17 protein-coding genes are annotated in these 14,267 nt (G+C 72.0%); 6 read left to right on the top strand and 11 right to left on the bottom strand.

The genetic code is table 11. The features are described 5' to 3' along the window. Positions 1 to 3 precede the first annotated feature (3 nt). Positions 4 to 1,104, top strand: coding sequence for a hypothetical protein (locus tag AC07DF_RS33220; RefSeq protein WP_478979827.1), 1,101 nt, complete (start codon positions 4 to 6; stop codon positions 1,102 to 1,104). Further along, on the top strand, positions 1,101 to 2,087 hold the full coding sequence (locus AC07DF_RS33215; RefSeq protein WP_478979825.1) for a serine/threonine-protein kinase: 987 nt from the start codon (positions 1,101 to 1,103) through the stop codon (positions 2,085 to 2,087). Before AC07DF_RS33220 ends, AC07DF_RS33215 begins: the two co-directional genes overlap by 4 nt. A 10-nt stretch (positions 2,088 to 2,097) precedes the next feature. On the opposite strand, the gene AC07DF_RS33210 is transcribed toward AC07DF_RS33215, so the two are convergent. Continuing rightward, positions 2,098 to 3,393, bottom strand: a complete 1,296-nt coding sequence (locus tag AC07DF_RS33210; protein ID WP_478979823.1) for a streptophobe family protein — start codon at positions 3,391 to 3,393, stop codon at positions 2,098 to 2,100. 179 nt (positions 3,394 to 3,572) lie between these two features. Here AC07DF_RS33210 and AC07DF_RS33205 point away from each other — a divergent pair, with 179 nt between their 5' ends. Then, the gene (locus AC07DF_RS33205) at positions 3,573 to 4,733 is read left to right on the top strand and encodes a DUF6777 domain-containing protein (RefSeq protein ID WP_478979821.1); all 1,161 of its coding nucleotides are present in this window, start codon (positions 3,573 to 3,575) and stop codon (positions 4,731 to 4,733) included. 1 nt (position 4,734) lies between these two features. On the opposite strand, the gene AC07DF_RS33200 is transcribed toward AC07DF_RS33205, so the two are convergent. From AC07DF_RS33200 to AC07DF_RS33190, 3 genes are read right to left on the bottom strand one after another with little or no spacing between them, the layout of a single operon-like run. Beyond that, positions 4,735 to 5,151, bottom strand: coding sequence for a PRC-barrel domain-containing protein (locus tag AC07DF_RS33200; RefSeq protein WP_478979819.1), 417 nt, complete (start codon positions 5,149 to 5,151; stop codon positions 4,735 to 4,737). Beyond that, the gene (locus tag AC07DF_RS33195) at positions 5,148 to 5,732 is read right to left on the bottom strand and encodes a PRC-barrel domain-containing protein (protein WP_478979817.1); all 585 of its coding nucleotides are present in this window, start codon (positions 5,730 to 5,732) and stop codon (positions 5,148 to 5,150) included. Before AC07DF_RS33195 ends, AC07DF_RS33200 begins: the two co-directional genes overlap by 4 nt. After that, the gene (locus tag AC07DF_RS33190; RefSeq protein WP_478979815.1) at positions 5,729 to 5,869 is read right to left on the bottom strand and encodes a hypothetical protein; all 141 of its coding nucleotides are present in this window, start codon (positions 5,867 to 5,869) and stop codon (positions 5,729 to 5,731) included. The genes AC07DF_RS33195 and AC07DF_RS33190 overlap by 4 nt, the downstream gene beginning before the upstream one ends. 190 nt (positions 5,870 to 6,059) lie before the next feature. Here AC07DF_RS33190 and AC07DF_RS33185 point away from each other — a divergent pair, with 190 nt between their 5' ends. After that, positions 6,060 to 6,524 (top strand): ATP-binding protein, encoded by a 465-nt coding sequence (locus AC07DF_RS33185; RefSeq protein ID WP_478979813.1) that lies wholly within the window; start codon positions 6,060 to 6,062, stop codon positions 6,522 to 6,524. A gap of 153 nt (positions 6,525 to 6,677) precedes the next feature. Here AC07DF_RS33185 and AC07DF_RS33180 read toward each other — a convergent pair whose 3' ends face one another. After that, positions 6,678 to 7,562 carry an RNA polymerase sigma factor SigF gene (locus AC07DF_RS33180; protein ID WP_391111546.1) on the bottom strand — a complete coding sequence of 295 codons (885 nt, stop codon included), beginning with the start codon at positions 7,560 to 7,562 and terminating at the stop codon, positions 6,678 to 6,680. A 243-nt stretch (positions 7,563 to 7,805) separates the two neighbouring features. On the opposite strand from AC07DF_RS33180, the gene AC07DF_RS33175 reads away from it, so the two are divergent. Beyond that, positions 7,806 to 8,198, top strand: coding sequence for a helix-turn-helix domain-containing protein (locus tag AC07DF_RS33175; protein ID WP_478979810.1), 393 nt, complete (start codon positions 7,806 to 7,808; stop codon positions 8,196 to 8,198). A 21-nt stretch (positions 8,199 to 8,219) separates the two neighbouring features. Here the strand turns inward: AC07DF_RS33175 and AC07DF_RS33170 are convergent, their stop codons facing one another. The 3 genes from AC07DF_RS33170 to AC07DF_RS33160 all read right to left on the bottom strand — a co-directional run bounded on the left by AC07DF_RS33170 (position 8,220) and on the right by AC07DF_RS33160 (position 10,776). Then, positions 8,220 to 8,822 carry a ClpP family protease gene (locus AC07DF_RS33170; RefSeq protein ID WP_478979808.1) on the bottom strand — a complete coding sequence of 201 codons (603 nt, stop codon included), beginning with the start codon at positions 8,820 to 8,822 and terminating at the stop codon, positions 8,220 to 8,222. Further along, a complete protein-coding gene (locus AC07DF_RS33165; RefSeq protein WP_478979806.1) occupies positions 8,822 to 9,463 on the bottom strand; it encodes an ATP-dependent Clp protease proteolytic subunit in 642 nt (213 codons plus the stop codon). Before AC07DF_RS33165 ends, AC07DF_RS33170 begins: the two co-directional genes overlap by 1 nt. Positions 9,464 to 9,570: 107 nt before the next feature. Beyond that, complete coding sequence (locus AC07DF_RS33160; protein ID WP_478979804.1) at positions 9,571 to 10,776, bottom strand: epoxide hydrolase family protein; 1,206 nt, start codon at positions 10,774 to 10,776, stop codon at positions 9,571 to 9,573. 122 nt (positions 10,777 to 10,898) lie between these two features. Here AC07DF_RS33160 and AC07DF_RS33155 point away from each other — a divergent pair, with 122 nt between their 5' ends. Further along, positions 10,899 to 11,381, top strand: coding sequence for a VOC family protein (locus AC07DF_RS33155; protein ID WP_478979802.1), 483 nt, complete (start codon positions 10,899 to 10,901; stop codon positions 11,379 to 11,381). A gap of 39 nt (positions 11,382 to 11,420) precedes the next feature. On the opposite strand, the gene AC07DF_RS33150 is transcribed toward AC07DF_RS33155, so the two are convergent. The 3 genes from AC07DF_RS33150 to AC07DF_RS33140 all read right to left on the bottom strand — a co-directional run bounded on the left by AC07DF_RS33150 (position 11,421) and on the right by AC07DF_RS33140 (position 14,227). Further along, on the bottom strand, positions 11,421 to 12,296 hold the full coding sequence (locus AC07DF_RS33150; protein WP_478979799.1) for an aminoglycoside phosphotransferase family protein: 876 nt from the start codon (positions 12,294 to 12,296) through the stop codon (positions 11,421 to 11,423). Positions 12,297 to 12,328: 32 nt separating this feature from the next. Then, complete coding sequence (locus AC07DF_RS33145; RefSeq protein WP_478979797.1) at positions 12,329 to 13,231, bottom strand: SGNH/GDSL hydrolase family protein; 903 nt, start codon at positions 13,229 to 13,231, stop codon at positions 12,329 to 12,331. A 114-nt stretch (positions 13,232 to 13,345) separates the two neighbouring features. Continuing rightward, the gene (locus tag AC07DF_RS33140; RefSeq protein WP_478979795.1) at positions 13,346 to 14,227 is read right to left on the bottom strand and encodes a geranyl diphosphate 2-C-methyltransferase; all 882 of its coding nucleotides are present in this window, start codon (positions 14,225 to 14,227) and stop codon (positions 13,346 to 13,348) included. Positions 14,228 to 14,267: the final 40 nt, after the last annotated feature.

Raw genomic sequence — 14,267 nt, 5'->3', positions numbered from 1 at the left:
CCCATGACGACTCCCGGCTTCCGGCCCACGCACGTCGTCCCGCAGCACGGGATGCCCGCCTGGGAGGCCCCCGACCCGGCCCGGCCCACCGTGGACCTCGACCCTCTGCTGCCGGTGCAGCTCGTCGAACAGCAGGGCGACTGGGGGCATGTGCTGTGCTTCAACGGCTGGTCGGCCTGGGTCGACGGCCGCCGCCTGGTCGCCGTACCGCAGGATCCGCCCGCCGCGGACGGGCCGCTCACCCGGACCGCCGATCCGCGTCCGCTGCTGACCCGCGCGCAGGAGGCCCTGGCGCGCTACCGGTCCGCGGTGGAGGACCTCGCGGGCGGCCTCGACCGGGAGTCCTTCCACTCCCGCACCCACGGGCTGCGGATCGGCGTCGTCGTCGACGGCGAGTCGGTGTGGCTCTATGACGCCGCGCACGGGCACTGGGTGTACGCGGACGGCACCCGGGCGACCACGTACGCGACGGACGAGACACCGAGTTCTCATCCGGAGTCCCGGCCGTCCGAGACCCCGGTGCCGGCGCGTACACCCACTCGGGTGGTGCCTCCGGAGGGGGTCGAGGACCCGCCTCGGGTGGAGGAGCAGCTCAGGGTGGAGGAGCCACATCAGGTCGAGGAGCAGCTCCGGGTGGAGGAACCACATCGGGCCGAAGAGCTGCCCCGGGTTGAGGAGAGACATCGGGCTGCAGAGGAAGCGCATCCGGCCGGGGAGCCGTCCACGCCGGGCGTTCCGCCTGAGCCGACGCGGGTGGTGTCTCCCGAGGTGCCTGAGCCGACGCGGGTGGTGTCGCCTGGGGCGCCTGAGCCGACGCGGGTGGTGTCGCCTGGGGCGCCTGAGCCGACGCGGGCAGCGCCGCCCGAGGCGCCCGAGCCGACACGTCTCGTGTCTCCCGACGCCCCCGAGCCCACTCGTCTCGTGTCTCCCGAGGAGGCCGAGGAGGCGGCCCGCCCCGCGGACGCCCCGCCCACGCGTGTCGTGTCGCCTGAAGAAACGGAGGAAGAGGCCGAGGAGCCGGACCGCCCCGCCGAGGCGCCGCCCACGCGCGTCGTGGGGTCCGAGCCCACCCGGGTCGTGTCGCCCGAGGGTGACACCCGTTGACCCGCGAGACGAGCCTGTTCTCCGGGCGGCCCTCCGAGCTGCTCGGACAGCAGATCGCCGGCTACCGGATCGAGAAGGAGATCGGGCGCGGCGGCATGGCCGTCGTGTACCGGGCCCGCGACCTGCGTCTGGAACGCACCGTCGCGCTGAAGCTGCTCGCCCCGGAACTCGCCCGCAACGACACCTTCCGGCGCCGCTTCACCCACGAGTCCCGGGCCGCCGCCGCGATCGACCACCCGCACATCGTGCCGGTCTTCGAGGCCGGTGAGACGGACGGCGTGCTGTATATCGCCATGCGGTACGTCGTCGGCAGCGATCTGCGCCATCTCCTCGACCGGGAGGGCCCGCTGTCGCCCGCCACCACCCTGCGTGTCGCAGCCCAGGTCGCCTCCGCGCTCGACGCGGCCCACGACCACGGTCTGGTGCACCGGGACGTGAAGCCCGGCAACATCCTGGTGGCCCGCGGCACCGACAGCGACCACCCCGAGCACGCCTACCTGACCGATTTCGGCCTGACGAAGAAGTCGCTGTCCCTGACCGGCTTCACCACGGTCGGCCAGTTCGTCGGCACGCTCGACTACGTCGCCCCCGAGCAGATCTCGGGCCGCCCGGTCGACGCCCGCTGCGACGTGTACGGCTTCGCCTGTGTCGTCTACGAGATCCTCGCCGGCCATCCGCCCTTCCGCCGGGACGACGACATGGCCCTGCTGTGGGCCCACCAGTACGACGAGGCGCCGCCGCTGACCGAGGCCCGGCCCGACCTCGACCCCCAGGTCGACCCCGTCCTCGCCAGGGCCCTCGCCAAGAGCCCCGACGACCGGTATCCGTCCTGCCTGTCCTTCGTCGCCGCTCTGCGCGCCGCGACGAGCGGCGACGCGCCCGGCGTGGGGCACGTCCCCGCCCGGGTGAGCCGGGAGCCGGGGGAGGAGCGGCCGAAGCCACCGCCTCGCTGGGCCGAACCGGTCTTCCCGCACCGGACGTAGCGCCCCGGCGTCAGCTCCTGTTCTCGGAGCGGACCTCACCTCGGCGCCGTACGTGCCGTGCCAGCAGCGCCCCGGCGAATCCGGTCAGGAGCCCCCAGGGGACGGCCAGGCCGACGGCACCCCACAGCCGGGGTCTGAGGAAGAGTTCGCCCCCGAGACTCCCGCCCAGGTCTCCGATGCCGAGCACGGACAGGCCGTAGTGCGCGGAGATGCGTCCGACGAGGCAGATCATGAACACCGTGAGCATGAGGGCGACCGCCATGTGCACGGCGTGCTGCCAGGCCCGGACCCGGGCCGGTGACCGGGCCGCCATCACGAACGCGGCGGCCAGCAGCAGCACCACGTCGACGACGAGCAGCCACCACACCCGGCCGTCGTGCTCGGAGAGCGTCCGCAGGTTCAGCTCCGAGATGTCCGGAGTGCGCAGCACCTCGTCGAGCACCTGCGGCATGGGCAGCCCGAACGGCCCCTCCACCCGGCCCGTCCAGGTCGCCCCGAGGCCGATCGTCAGCGCCAGCCACACCAGGTTGGGCATGCCGAGCAGAATCACGGCGAACGTCTCCGCCGCGTGGCCCCGCGTCGCCGCGACGACCAGCGCGATGACCACGCCGATGGCGACGTACGCGAGCAGCAGCGCGACCATCGCGTACGCGGCCGGCCGCACCGAGGCCTGGAAGCGCAGCAGCCCGGCCGGCAGCGGGGCGCCGCGCGACACCAGCAGGGCCAGCACCAGCACGCCGGCCAGCCAGACCAGGCCGACGAACACGGACAGCGGAACGTCGGTCGTGAAACCGATCTTCGGTGAGGCGCCGAACAGGTCGCCGAGGTCCCCCAGCTGCTCGTCGCCGAGGGAGATGTCGAACGTGTGGCGGGCGGCGAGGGTCACGCCGATCAGCGCGAGCAGCCACAGGGCCGCGATCCTGGCGGCCCAGCCGGCCAGCTCCGCGGCGCCGGCGACCGCGCGATGGCGCAGCGGCCGCAGGAAGCCCCAGGCGATCACCAGCGCCCCGGTGAGTGTGACGGACAGCGGGATCACGGTCAGTCCCGCCTGTGTGTCGGCGAAGTCACCGGCACTTCCGGAGAGCTTCACCGTGCCACCGAAGGCGGTGACCACGGTCGCCATGACGACCGGGCCGAACGCCCCGTCCGGAAGGTCCGCGGCCCCGGCGGCCCACAGGCCGAGCGTGGCCACCACCGTCATGGCGAGCAGCCCGCCGAGCACCGTGACGAGGGCGTGCACCCAGCCGTGGCGGGCGACGGCCCGCGCGGAGGTACGTGCCTGGCCGGAGGAGGTGCGTGAACTCACGCTGCCACGCTAAGCAGCGCCCGCGCCGGGCGCCCGCCGGGAGGTCCGTCCGCGTCGGCTTGCGGGCCGGACGGGACCGGGGCACACAATGAACTCGTAGTGGAAAAAGCGGTATATACCAGGACTGATCGCCTCGGGTGTGCGAAGGCCGCACAGAACCCACGTGGGAAGAAGAGCTCGTGAGCGTCGAACCGCCGTCGTCCGGTCGCCCCACAGGACCCCCCTCGGGCCCGCTGTCGGGCCCCTCCCAGCCGCCCTCGGGGGGTGGCGGCCCGCCCCCCGAACCTCCGAGCGGGGGTGGTGAGCCGCCGGAGCCCCGTCGCCCGTGGTGGGGCTCCGTACCCCGTGTCGCGCTGATCGCGGGCGCGGTCGTGGCAGCCGTGGTGCTGGCCGTGGTGTTCACCCGCCCCGACGGCGGCACCGGCGCGTCCGACGGAGGTACCACCAGCACCTCCGACGGCGAGGTCCTGCTGCAGCCCGCGGCCGACACCGGCCCGGACCCGTTCACCGACTCGACGGCCAAGGAGAGTTCAGGCCCGTCGGTCAAGCCGACGTCCGCCGGATCGGCGTCGCCGAACACCGTCCAGGCCGTACGGGGCGGGGCACCCGGCCTGTACGGCGGCACCCGCAACGTCGCCAGCTGTGACGTGGAGAAGCAGATCAAGTACCTCGAGCAGGCTCCGGACAAGCAGCGCGCGTTCGCGTCGGTCCAGCGCATCGACCCGTCCGAGGTCCCCGCCTACCTGCGCTCGCTCACCCCCGTGCAACTGCGCATGGACACCTGGGTCACCAATCACGGCTACAAGAACGGCCGCCCCACGCAGTACCAGGCGGTCCTCCAGGCCGGCACGGCCGTGCTCGTCGACGACCGCGGTGTGCCCCGGGTGCGCTGCGCGTGCGGCAACCCGCTGACGCCGCCGGTCGCCCAGCAGAAGAAGACGACCGGGGACAAGTGGCCGGGGTACAAGGCGTCGGACGTCGTCGAGGTCAGGCCGGCCGAAGAGCCGATCGACGTCTTCGTCATGTGCGAGCCAGACGGCGAGTGGTTCAAGCGCGAGAAGGGCGACACGGGCGAGAACGACCGCAAGACCGCTCCGCCGAGCAAGCCCACCCCGTCGGCGACCGTCACCACGCCGACCGGCTCGCCCACGTCGGAGCCGACCACGAGCGAACCGCCGACCACGGAGACGTCCGGACCGACGACGGACGAATCGCCGCCGACCGACGAATCGCCGCCGACCGACGAATCGCCGCCGGCGGACGACTCACCGCCCCCGCCCGCGAACGACTCAGGCCGGGACACCGGGGGTGGCGCGACGGACCAGGCCCCGGCTTCCTGAGTCAGCCGGCGCGGACGACCAGGGCGTAGTCCCCGAGCCCGAGCAGCCGATCGGCCGGCACATCGCCCTGGGCGGTGACGACCGCCTCGATGCGGCCGGTGTCCGCTTCGAACGCGACGTCCTGGACCGTGCCGAGATAGTCGCCCGTCTCGGTGAGGATCCTCAGGCCCGGCAGCTCGTGGTGCGAGGGCACCTCGGCCGGGACGGCGGCGGAGCGGACGAGCACGGCGTCCGGGCCGAGCGCGTGCAGGGCACCCCAGGCCAGCACGGTCTCCTTGCGGGAGTGCCGGCCCCGCACCCGGACATGTGTGACCACACCGGCCGCCGCGTCGACCGTGAGCGACCGTACGACGCCGAGCTCGTCCGCCTCGGCCAGGGTCAGCACCGGCAGGCCCCGCGCCTGCGAGAACAGCATCATGACGGCGTCTCCTCGTGCCCCTCCTGGAAGGCGCCCACCCGGGCGACGAAGGCCGGCAGGTCGTCGGCGACGTAGCGGGTGGCGTCCGCCGGGATGACCAGGGCGCGGCCGGAGACCGCGAGTGTCTCGCCGCGCGGTACGTACACCCGGTGCCGGCGCCGCCGGGAGGCCCGCACCAGTTCCTTGGCCGCGGCGATCCTGAACCCCACGACCCGGCCGCTGGTACCGCCCTCGACGACCACGTCGAGCACCGTGCCCACCTCGGCGCCCTCGTCGGTCAGCACCTTGGCGTGCAGCACCCGGCCCTGCTGGGCCTCGCGGCGTGCCACCACCACGGGCGTCTCCGCCAGGGCGCCGGCGTCGACGACCATGACCGCGTACGGGCCCAGCGCGTGCACCGCCGGCCAGGGCAGGCTCTGCCTCAGCGGACCCGACAGCAGGCCCCTGCCGCTGAGGGTGAAGCCGGTGATACGCCCGGCCGCGGCGTCGAAGACGGTGTCCTTGATCTGTGCGACGGCGTCACCGCCCAGGGTGACCACCGGCAGCGTCGTCAGGCTCCGTGCCGCCATCAGCTGGTTCATCGCAGACCCTTCCCGCCGGGCCGGCGCCGGACCGCGATGACCGTGCCCGACCGCCGGCCGGCCTGTACGGCGAGCGTCAGCACGGCGACGGCGGCGAGCGCCGCGACCACCACGACCAGCCACGTCCACCAGGCCACCGCACACCTCCGGCGATCCGGCCCGGCCGCCCTCGGCCGGTCCTGATTCCTTCCGAGTGCCCCGCGCGCGGGGGACAATGCCCAGGGCACGGGACGGGCGAAAACGTGTCAGGACTGCGAAGCCCGACTCGGGGTACGAGCACTGGTGCAGAGCGTCCGGCCAGTCCGGCTTCTTCCCAGAAAGAAACGAATGATCGACCACCTGGACGGGGCAGTGATACCGACTGGTTTCGACGTGCCCGTTGAACCGCTGAGGCGGGCGGCACACTATTCGGGCGAGCAGGGATGCATCGCCGAGGCGCGGTCCTTCGCCGCGCTCTTCCTCGATCAGCTCCGGACCGAGTGGTGCGCGAGCGTCGACGACCGGGCCGACGGCGCGGTGCAGCTCGTGGTCAGTGAGCTGGTCACCAACGCCGACCGGCACAGCAACGGGCCGTACATCCTGGAGCTCGTGGGCACGGACACCGCCGTGACCGTGTCGGTCTACGACAGCAGCTCGGCCCTGCCCCGCATCTTCCCGCGCAACCCGGAGCGCGTCGGCCGGCACGGCCTGGAGATCGTCCACGCGCTCGCGGAGCAGGTCAGCGTGGAGCGGGTCCCGGTGGGCAAGCGCGTGCGCGCCGTGCTGCCGCTCGCCGAAGCCACCAGTGCCTGAACCGTCCGGATGAGGCGTCCCCCTGCCGGATGAGGCGTCGCCATGGGGGTGCTTCTCACGCCGTGTGAGCCGACACGGTCGCGGGTGCCGTCCCCTCCCGCATGGGGGACAGCACCCGCTGGTCGCCGTTGCCCGGCCGGCCCGCCGACTGTCTCAGGCGCAGCCGAGCTCGCCCAGCATGCCTTCGCGCAGCCGGGTGATGATCCGCTTGATCAGGCGCGAGACGTGCATCTGCGAGCAGCCGAGCTCCTCGCCGATCTCCGCCTGGGTGGCCTCCTCCACGAACCGCATGTGGATGATCTGCCGGTCGCGCTCGCTGAGCTCCGCCATGAGCGGGGCGAGCGAGTGGAAGTCCTCGACCAGCCGCAGCCCGTCCTCCTCGACGCCGATGAAGTCGGCCAGGACCGCCTCGCCGCCCTCCGGCCCGTCGCCGGTGAGCGCGGCGTCCAGCGACGACGAGTTGTACCCGTTCGCCGCGATCTGCCCCTCGACGACCTCGTTCTCGGAGATGTTCATCAGCGTGGCCAGCTCGGCGACGGTCGGCTCACGGTCCAGCCGGCTCGCGAGTTCCTCGCGGGCCTTGGCCAGCTCCACGCGCAGCTCCTGCAGCCGCCGCGGCACGTGCACCGCCCAGGTCGTGTCCCGGAAGAACCGCTTGATCTCACCGACGATGTACGGCAGCGCGAAGGAGGTGAACTCGACCTCGCGCGACAGCTCGAACCGGTCGATGGCCTTGATCAGGCCGATCATGCCGGTCTGGACGATGTCCTCCATGTCGTCGCCGCGGCCCCGGAAACGGCCGGCCGCGAACCGCACGAGCGACATGTTCATCTCGATCAGGGTGTTGCGCGCGTACTGGTACTCGTGCGTGCCCTCTTCGAGTTCCGTCAGACGCTGGAAGAACTGGCGGGACAGCGCCCTGGCGTCCCGCGGGGCCACGGAACGCGGGTCCACGACCGGCAGTGCTCCGTCACCCGTCCCGGCCTCGGCGTTCTCCCCGGCGACCTCTGCCTTCGACCGGATCACGGCGGTCTCCATTACCTCTCCCCACGAAGTCACGGCTACATCTGCCTAGGTCCTTCCGGGTTGCGGGTACCCGGGGAGGCGCAACACATGCCCGCGAATGCCGTGCGGCGGAAAAACGATGGAGCACGGCATTCCGGTCCGTTCATGCTCACCCATTCGGCCGACTGTGGGCAAGAGACGTGCCCCGCCCATGATTCCACTCAGGGCGCAACGCCGGTCCCTTCCCTCCGCGTCCGGCGCTCCTAGGCTGGACAGGTGACCAACCACGTGCCGAACGAAGCCCGCGTCATCCCGCTGCGCCCGCAAGGTGCGAGCCCCCCGCCCCCCGCCGTGAAGGAGCCGCTCTGGCGCGACCTGGTCGGCGACGTCCTGCGCCGTGAACGCCTCGCGCAGGAGCGTACGTTGAAGGACGTCGCCGACGAGGCACGGATCTCCATGCCGTATCTGTCGGAGGTCGAGCGCGGCCGCAAGGAGGCCTCCTCGGAGGTCCTCGCGGCCGCCGCCCGCGCCCTCGGACTGGGCCTCGGCGACCTGTTGTCGAGGACGCAGGGCGAACTGACCCGCGTCACCTCGCGGTACACGGGCAGCGCGAGCCGCCGCGGGGCGGCGTCCCCGTCGTCGTACGACGGAATGTGCCTGGCCGCCTGAGTCCGCCTGCCGGCCGGCGCCTCAGACCCGCACGAGGCGCCGGCTGAGCACCTCGTCGGCCAGCCCGTAGCCCACCGCCTCCTGCGCGGTGAACACCTTGTCGCGGTCCATGTCGGCCCGCAGGGTCGCCACCTCGTGCTGGGTGTGCCGCGCCAGCACCTCCTCGACCTGGGAGCGGATCCTCACCATCTCCCTGGCCTGGAGCGCCAGGTCGGAGACCATGCCGCGCTGCCCTCCGCTCGCCGGCTGGCCGAGCAGCACGCGCGCGTGCTCCAGCACGAACCGCCGTCCGGGGTCCCCGCCGGCCAGCAGCACGGCCGCTGTGGAGGCCGCCTGCCCGACACAGAACGTCGAGATCGGCGCCCGCACGTACGACATCGTGTCGTAGATGGCCATGAGCGAAGTGAACGAGCCCCCGGGCGAGTTGATGTAGATCGCGATCTCGCTCTCCGGGGACGAGGACTCCAGGTGGAGAAGCTGCGCGATGACGACGTTGGCGACGCCGTCGTCGATCTCCGTGCCGAGGAAGATGATGCGCTCGGACAGCAACCGGCTGAACACGTCATAGGACCGCTCGCCCTGCGGGGTGCGCTCGACGACGTTCGGAATCGTGTAGCTCCCCATCACTGCAGCCCCATCCTTCGCCGGCCGGCCGTCGGGCGGACGTCCGCGAGGGACTCCACGACCCGGTCCACCATGCCGTACTCCCTGGCCTCCTCGGCCGTGAACCAGCGGTCCCGGTCGCCGTCCCGGGAGATCGTCTCCTCGCTCTGGCCGGTGTGCTCGGCGGTGATCCGTTCGATGGTCCGCTTGGTGAACTCCAGGTTCTCCGCCTGGATCTCGATGTCGGCGGTGGTGCCGCCGATCCCCGCCGACGGCTGGTGCATCATGATCCGCGCGTTGGGCAGGGCGTAGCGCTTGCCCGGCGCGCCGACGCTGAGCAGGAACTGGCCCATGCTCGCGGCGAAGCCCATGGCCAGCGTGGAGACGTCGTTGGGGACGAGCCGCATGGTGTCGTAGATGGCCAGGCCCGCGTGCACCGCCCCGCCGGGACTGTTGATGTACAGGCTGATGTCGGTGCGCGGGTCCTCGGCGGACAGGATCAGCAGCTGGGCGCAGACCCGGTTCGCGGAGACCTCGTCGACCTGGGTGCCCAGCAGCACGATGCGCTGCGCGAGCAACTGGGCCGCCAGTTGGTCGTCGAACCGGGTCGGAGGGGTGTCGCCCTCCTCCGCCCGTGGGGCGAGTGTCATGAGTAAAGTCATCGGTTCTCCTCGTGGTCGGGGATGCCCTCGACTCCACTCTTGACCTCGGACGACGCCGTCGTACGGATTCTCTGCCCGCGGCAGATTCGCCACGGGCAGAGCGGGCGTCAGCCCTTCTCGCGCAGCTCCCGGAAGAACGCCCGTACGTCCTCCACCAGCAGGCCGGGTTGCTCCATCGCCGCGAAGTGCCCGCCCCGTTCGAACTCCGTCCAGCGGACGATGTTCTCCGTCCGCTGCGCCTTGTGGCGCAGCGGGATCTGCGGGTCGCCGGAGAAGGACGCCACCGCGGTCGGTGCCGTGGAGGGCTCGTGCGGGGCGGCGATCCGCTCCCCCCGGGCGTGAGCGCGCTCGTAGTAGACCCGGGCGGACGAACCCGCCGTGCCCGTCAGCCAGTACAGCATCACGTTCGTGAGCATCAGATCCCGGTCGACGGCCTCCTCGGGCAGCTCCTCGGAGTCCGTCCACTCCCGGAACTTCTCCACGATCCAGGCGAGTTGGCCCACCGGTGAGTCCGTGAGCGCGTACGACAGGGTCTGCGGCCGGGTGGACTGCACATGGAAGTAGCCCGTCCCGTCGCGGGACCACTCCTCCCACCGGCGCCACGAGGTCAGCGCGCGCTCCCGCTCCGCCGGGCTCAGCGCGTCCAGTTCCTCGGCGGTCGGCTCGGTGGCCGCCTGTCCGCCGGGCAGCAGATTGAGGTGGATGCCGAGGACCCGGCCGGGATGGACGCGGCCCAGTTCGCGGGAGATGGCCGCACCCCAGTCGCCGCCCTGGGCGCCGAACCTCTCGTAGCCGAGGCGCGTCATCAGCTCGGCCCACGCGTCGGCGATCCTGCGCGCCTCCCAGCCGGTCTCCCGGGTGGGCCCCGAGAACCCGAAGCCGGGAATGCTCGGCAGCACCACGTGGAAGGCGTCGGCCGGATCGCCGCCGTGCGCGGCCGGGTCCGACAACGGCCCGACGATGTCGAGGAACTCGACGATCGAACCCGGCCACCCGTGCGTGACGATCAGCGGGGTCGCGTCGGGTTCGGGGGAGCGGATGTGCGCGAAGTGCACCCGCGCGCCGTCGATCTCGGTCGTGAACTGCGGCCACGCGTTGAGCCGCGCCTCCGCCGCCCGCCAGTCGTACGTGTGCCGCCAGTACCGCACCAGCTCCCGCAGATAGCCCGACGGAACGCCGTACGTCCATCCCACCCCGGGCAGCTCGTCGGGCCACCGGGCCCGGTCGAGGCGGTCGTGGAGGTCGTCGAGGTCGCTCTGCGGTGTGTCGATGCGGAAGGGAAGGATGCCGCTGTCGGCGGGCGTGGACGTCATGACCGCGATGCTAGGTCCGAACGGTGTAGCGGCCACCTGAATTGCCCGCCGGCCGGCCGATGAGTTCCGGGGCCAAGGCCGGTCGACAGTGGTGACAGCGTTCCACGCGCCCAGGAGGACTCATGACCACCGACGGTTTCACCACGTGCCTCTGGTTCGACGACCAGGCCGAGGAGGCCGCCCACCTCTACGTCTCGATCTTCAAGAACTCCAGCATCGGCGAGGTCGCCCGCTACCCCGAGGGAACGCCCCACCGTGCGGGCACCGTCATGACCGTCGAGTTCACGGCCAACGGCCACAAGTTCCTCGCGCTCAACGGCGGCCCTCAGTTCAAGTTCACCGAGGCGGTCTCCTTCATGATCTTCTGCGCGGACCAGGAGGAGATCGACTACTACTGGACCAGGCTCACCGAGAACGGCGGCGAGCCCGGCCCGTGCGGCTGGCTCAAGGACAAGTACGGCCTGTCCTGGCAGGTCGTCCCCGACCGGCTCCAGGAGATGATCACGGACCCGGACCCGGCGAAGGTGGCCCGCGTGACCACGGCGTTCATGGCCATGAGCAAGTTCGACATCGCGACCCTGGACAAGGCCTACGCAGGCGAGTGAGGAGCGCACTCCGGTCGAGGGGCAGGACCCTGCCCGCCCCTACGCCGTCTCGGCCAGGATCTCCCGGATCACATGCCGGGAGTTCTCCGCGACCGGCGGGTTCGTGTCCCAGTAGTACGGCAGCGCGACGAGCGCGATCGACAGGGCCCAGCCCCGGCCTCGCGCCCACTCTGCCTCGCCGGCGCCCGTGGCCGCACGGAAGACGCCACGGACCCCGGCGGGCAGCACACACCAGGCGCTGATGAGGTCGACGGCGGGATCTCCCACCCCCACCGTGCCGAAGTCGATCACGGCGCTCAGCCGTCCGCCGGTGACCAGCAGGTTCCCGGCCATCAGATCGCCGTGCGCCCAGATCGGCGGCCCGGTGTACTTGGGTGCGCGCAGGGCCTCCTCCCACACTTCCGTCACCGCCGCGGTGTCGATCCGCCCCGCCAGTCGGGCGAGCGCCTCGCGCACGAAGCGGTCCCGGGCCGCCAGCGGAACTCCCCGGTAACCGGTCGGGCCCTGCGCCGGGTGGATCCGGCGCAGGGCCGCGACGTAGGCGCCCAGGTCCTCGGCCAGCAGTCCCGGCTCGTCCAGGGCGCCGGGCACCGGGTTGCGGCCGTCCAGCCAGCCGAACACCGACCAGGGCCACGGGAAGCCCTCGCCGGGCTCGCCCCGCCCCAGGGGTTCGGGCGAGGCGGCGGGCAGGCCAGGGCCCAGCCGGGGCAGCCAGCGCAGTTCGTGCGCGATGGCATCGACGGCGCGGGGGTGCCGGGGGAGGCGCACGACCTTGTCCGCGCCGAGGCGGAACATGGCGTTCTCGGTCCCGGAGGACTCCAGGCGCCGCAGGGGCAGCCCGGCCCACCGCGGGAACTGTCCGGCGATCAGCCGGGCGACGAGCGGGACGTCGACGTCCCGCTCGTCCTCATGCATTCGCACAGCGCACATGACGCCCATTCGAGCGGTCAGTCGGCCGACTGTCGAATGGTTTTGGTGATCTCCCGCGCGATGCGCAGGATGCCGGGGGAACGCACCGGGCAGGGCTTCGGCGTGGACGTCGTGGGGGCCAGGCAGAAGTGCAGGTAGTCGTCGTCGCGGTGCAGGGCCGTCCGGTCGCGGCCGGGCTGGGTGCAGTAGTCGGGGTGGGCCCGCTCGTAGGCCGTGCAGGGGAGGTGCTGCGTCCATGTGTAGCGGTCCGAGCCGGGGCTCACCGTCCGCCCGGCGTCGGCGACGACGTCGTCCGAGTCGGCGGCCAGCCGTTCGTACAGCCCGTTCACGCGCCGCACCCGGTCGGGCGTGATCGGGTCCGGGCCCTGGAGCACCCACACGATCCGCGGCCGGCGCGCCCCGCCGGCCGTCGCGATCTGCTCGACGAGCCGGCGCGCGTCGGCCTCGTACCGCTTGAAGTACCGCTCTCGCGAACCGTCGTACGTGATCTTGTCCATGCACCAGGTGAAGTCCCAGGCGCTGCCCCAGAACTGGAGCACCACGAAGTCCGGCCGCAGCGACCGCACCAGGGCGGCCGCCTTGTCCCGTGCCGGCACGAGCGACCGCTCCGCAGTGCCCTCCAGGTAGTCGCACAGGGTGGTGCCCGAGTAGGGGGCGCTCGTGTACTTCGCGCGCAGGTCCCGGCGCAGCTCCTGGCCGAGGACCTTCTGGTTCTCCATGGCGAGCGAGTCGCCGAGGTACAGCACACGGGGCGCCTTGACGGGGGCCCGGGCGCTGGGTGAGGCCGGGGCCCGCTGGTGCGTGGTGGTGGACCCCTCCGGCGCGGACGGCGGGGACGCGCCAGGTCCGGACGACGGATCCCCGCACGCCCCGAGCAGCAGCCCGGCCAGCAGGACACCCACGATCCACGGTCCGCGCATACGGCAACTCCCGCCCCGGCCGGTGAAACGGCTCCCCAGGCAAGCACAGCCGGGCCCGGGGCGGAAGACGTGCGTCGGCCACGAGGTGCCTGTGGCCGACGACATGACGATCCGTCAGACGCGGTCGGCCACGATCAGCAGGTACTGGAAGCTGCCGTTCTTGTACGCGGTCAGGAACGTGTCCTCGATGCCCGTGACGAGATGGTCGGCCCGCTTGCGGAGCTCCCAGTAGGGGATGGCCGTGTCGGTGAGGTCCTGCACATGGACGGGAACCAGCCGGTTGCGGGCCATCGCCCTGAAGTACTCCGACCGCGGATGGATGTCGCAGATGTAGTGGGCGTTGATCAGGGACACCTCGCGCGAGGCCCGCCCGTAGGTGTCGTTGTAGCAGCCGGTGATCACCACGTAGCGTCCGCCGCGGCGCAGCAGCCGGGCGTGCTCGGCGAACAGCAGGTCCAGCTCCACGTACATGGTCGACTCGTTGTTCCACGACGCCGCGAACGCGCCCGACGGGAAGCCCGTGTCGAGCATGTTCCGGCAGTGGTAGCGGACCTTGCCGTCGATGCCGCGCTGCCGGGCCTGCTCGTTCGCGAAGTCCGCCTGCTTGGCCGAGAGGGTCACGCCGTCGGCGCGGCAGCCGTATCGCAGGTTCGCCACGACGCTGCCGCCGCCGCGTCCGCAGCCGGCGTCGAAGACACGGTCGGCGGGGGAGAGGGGGCCGAGGTGGGTGGCGAGCAACTCCGCCTGGGCGTGCTCCAGGCGGTGCAGTTCGCTGGTGACCCGCTCGCGCAGCAGCGCCGGGTCGGGCTCGTCGAGCACGGACCAGTCGGCGTCTCCGACGCCGTAGTGATGGTGGTACAGGTTGTCGATCTTCCCCAGTTCGAGGTTGACCGGGTTCTCCTCGGCGTTCCAGTAGTCGGCCACGCGGGTCTGGTACGTCGAGTGGGCGGCGGACGGGGACTGCAGTGCTGCCGGGGTGGCGGCGGTGGTGGTCAAGGACGGCTCCTCGTGCTTCTCGCGTGACGTCAAGGGACTG

The organism is Streptomyces sp. NPDC044719 (assembly GCF_056433405.1).
This window is presented reverse-complemented; position numbering and strand designations above follow the sequence as displayed.

Bases quoted from the DNA above. Each gene is read 5' to 3' on its own strand.
- AC07DF_RS33185 (WP_478979813.1), top strand. From the start codon at position 6,060: ATGATCGACCACCTGGACGGGGCAGTGATACCGACTGGTTTCGACGTG.
- AC07DF_RS33145 (WP_478979797.1), bottom strand. From the start codon at position 13,231: ATGCGCGGACCGTGGATCGTGGGTGTCCTGCTGGCCGGGCTGCTGCTC.
- AC07DF_RS33155 (WP_478979802.1), top strand. From the start codon at position 10,899: ATGACCACCGACGGTTTCACCACGTGCCTCTGGTTCGACGACCAGGCC.
- AC07DF_RS33150 (WP_478979799.1), bottom strand. From the start codon at position 12,296: ATGCATGAGGACGAGCGGGACGTCGACGTCCCGCTCGTCGCCCGGCTG.
- AC07DF_RS33170 (WP_478979808.1), bottom strand. From the start codon at position 8,822: ATGGGGAGCTACACGATTCCGAACGTCGTCGAGCGCACCCCGCAGGGC.
- AC07DF_RS33200 (WP_478979819.1), bottom strand. From the start codon at position 5,151: ATGATGCTGTTCTCGCAGGCGCGGGGCCTGCCGGTGCTGACCCTGGCC.
- AC07DF_RS33165 (WP_478979806.1), bottom strand. From the start codon at position 9,463: ATGACTTTACTCATGACACTCGCCCCACGGGCGGAGGAGGGCGACACC.
- AC07DF_RS33180 (WP_391111546.1), bottom strand. From the start codon at position 7,562: ATGGAGACCGCCGTGATCCGGTCGAAGGCAGAGGTCGCCGGGGAGAAC.
- AC07DF_RS33220 (WP_478979827.1), top strand. From the start codon at position 4: ATGACGACTCCCGGCTTCCGGCCCACGCACGTCGTCCCGCAGCACGGG.
- AC07DF_RS33160 (WP_478979804.1), bottom strand. From the start codon at position 10,776: ATGACGTCCACGCCCGCCGACAGCGGCATCCTTCCCTTCCGCATCGAC.
- AC07DF_RS33195 (WP_478979817.1), bottom strand. From the start codon at position 5,732: ATGAACCAGCTGATGGCGGCACGGAGCCTGACGACGCTGCCGGTGGTC.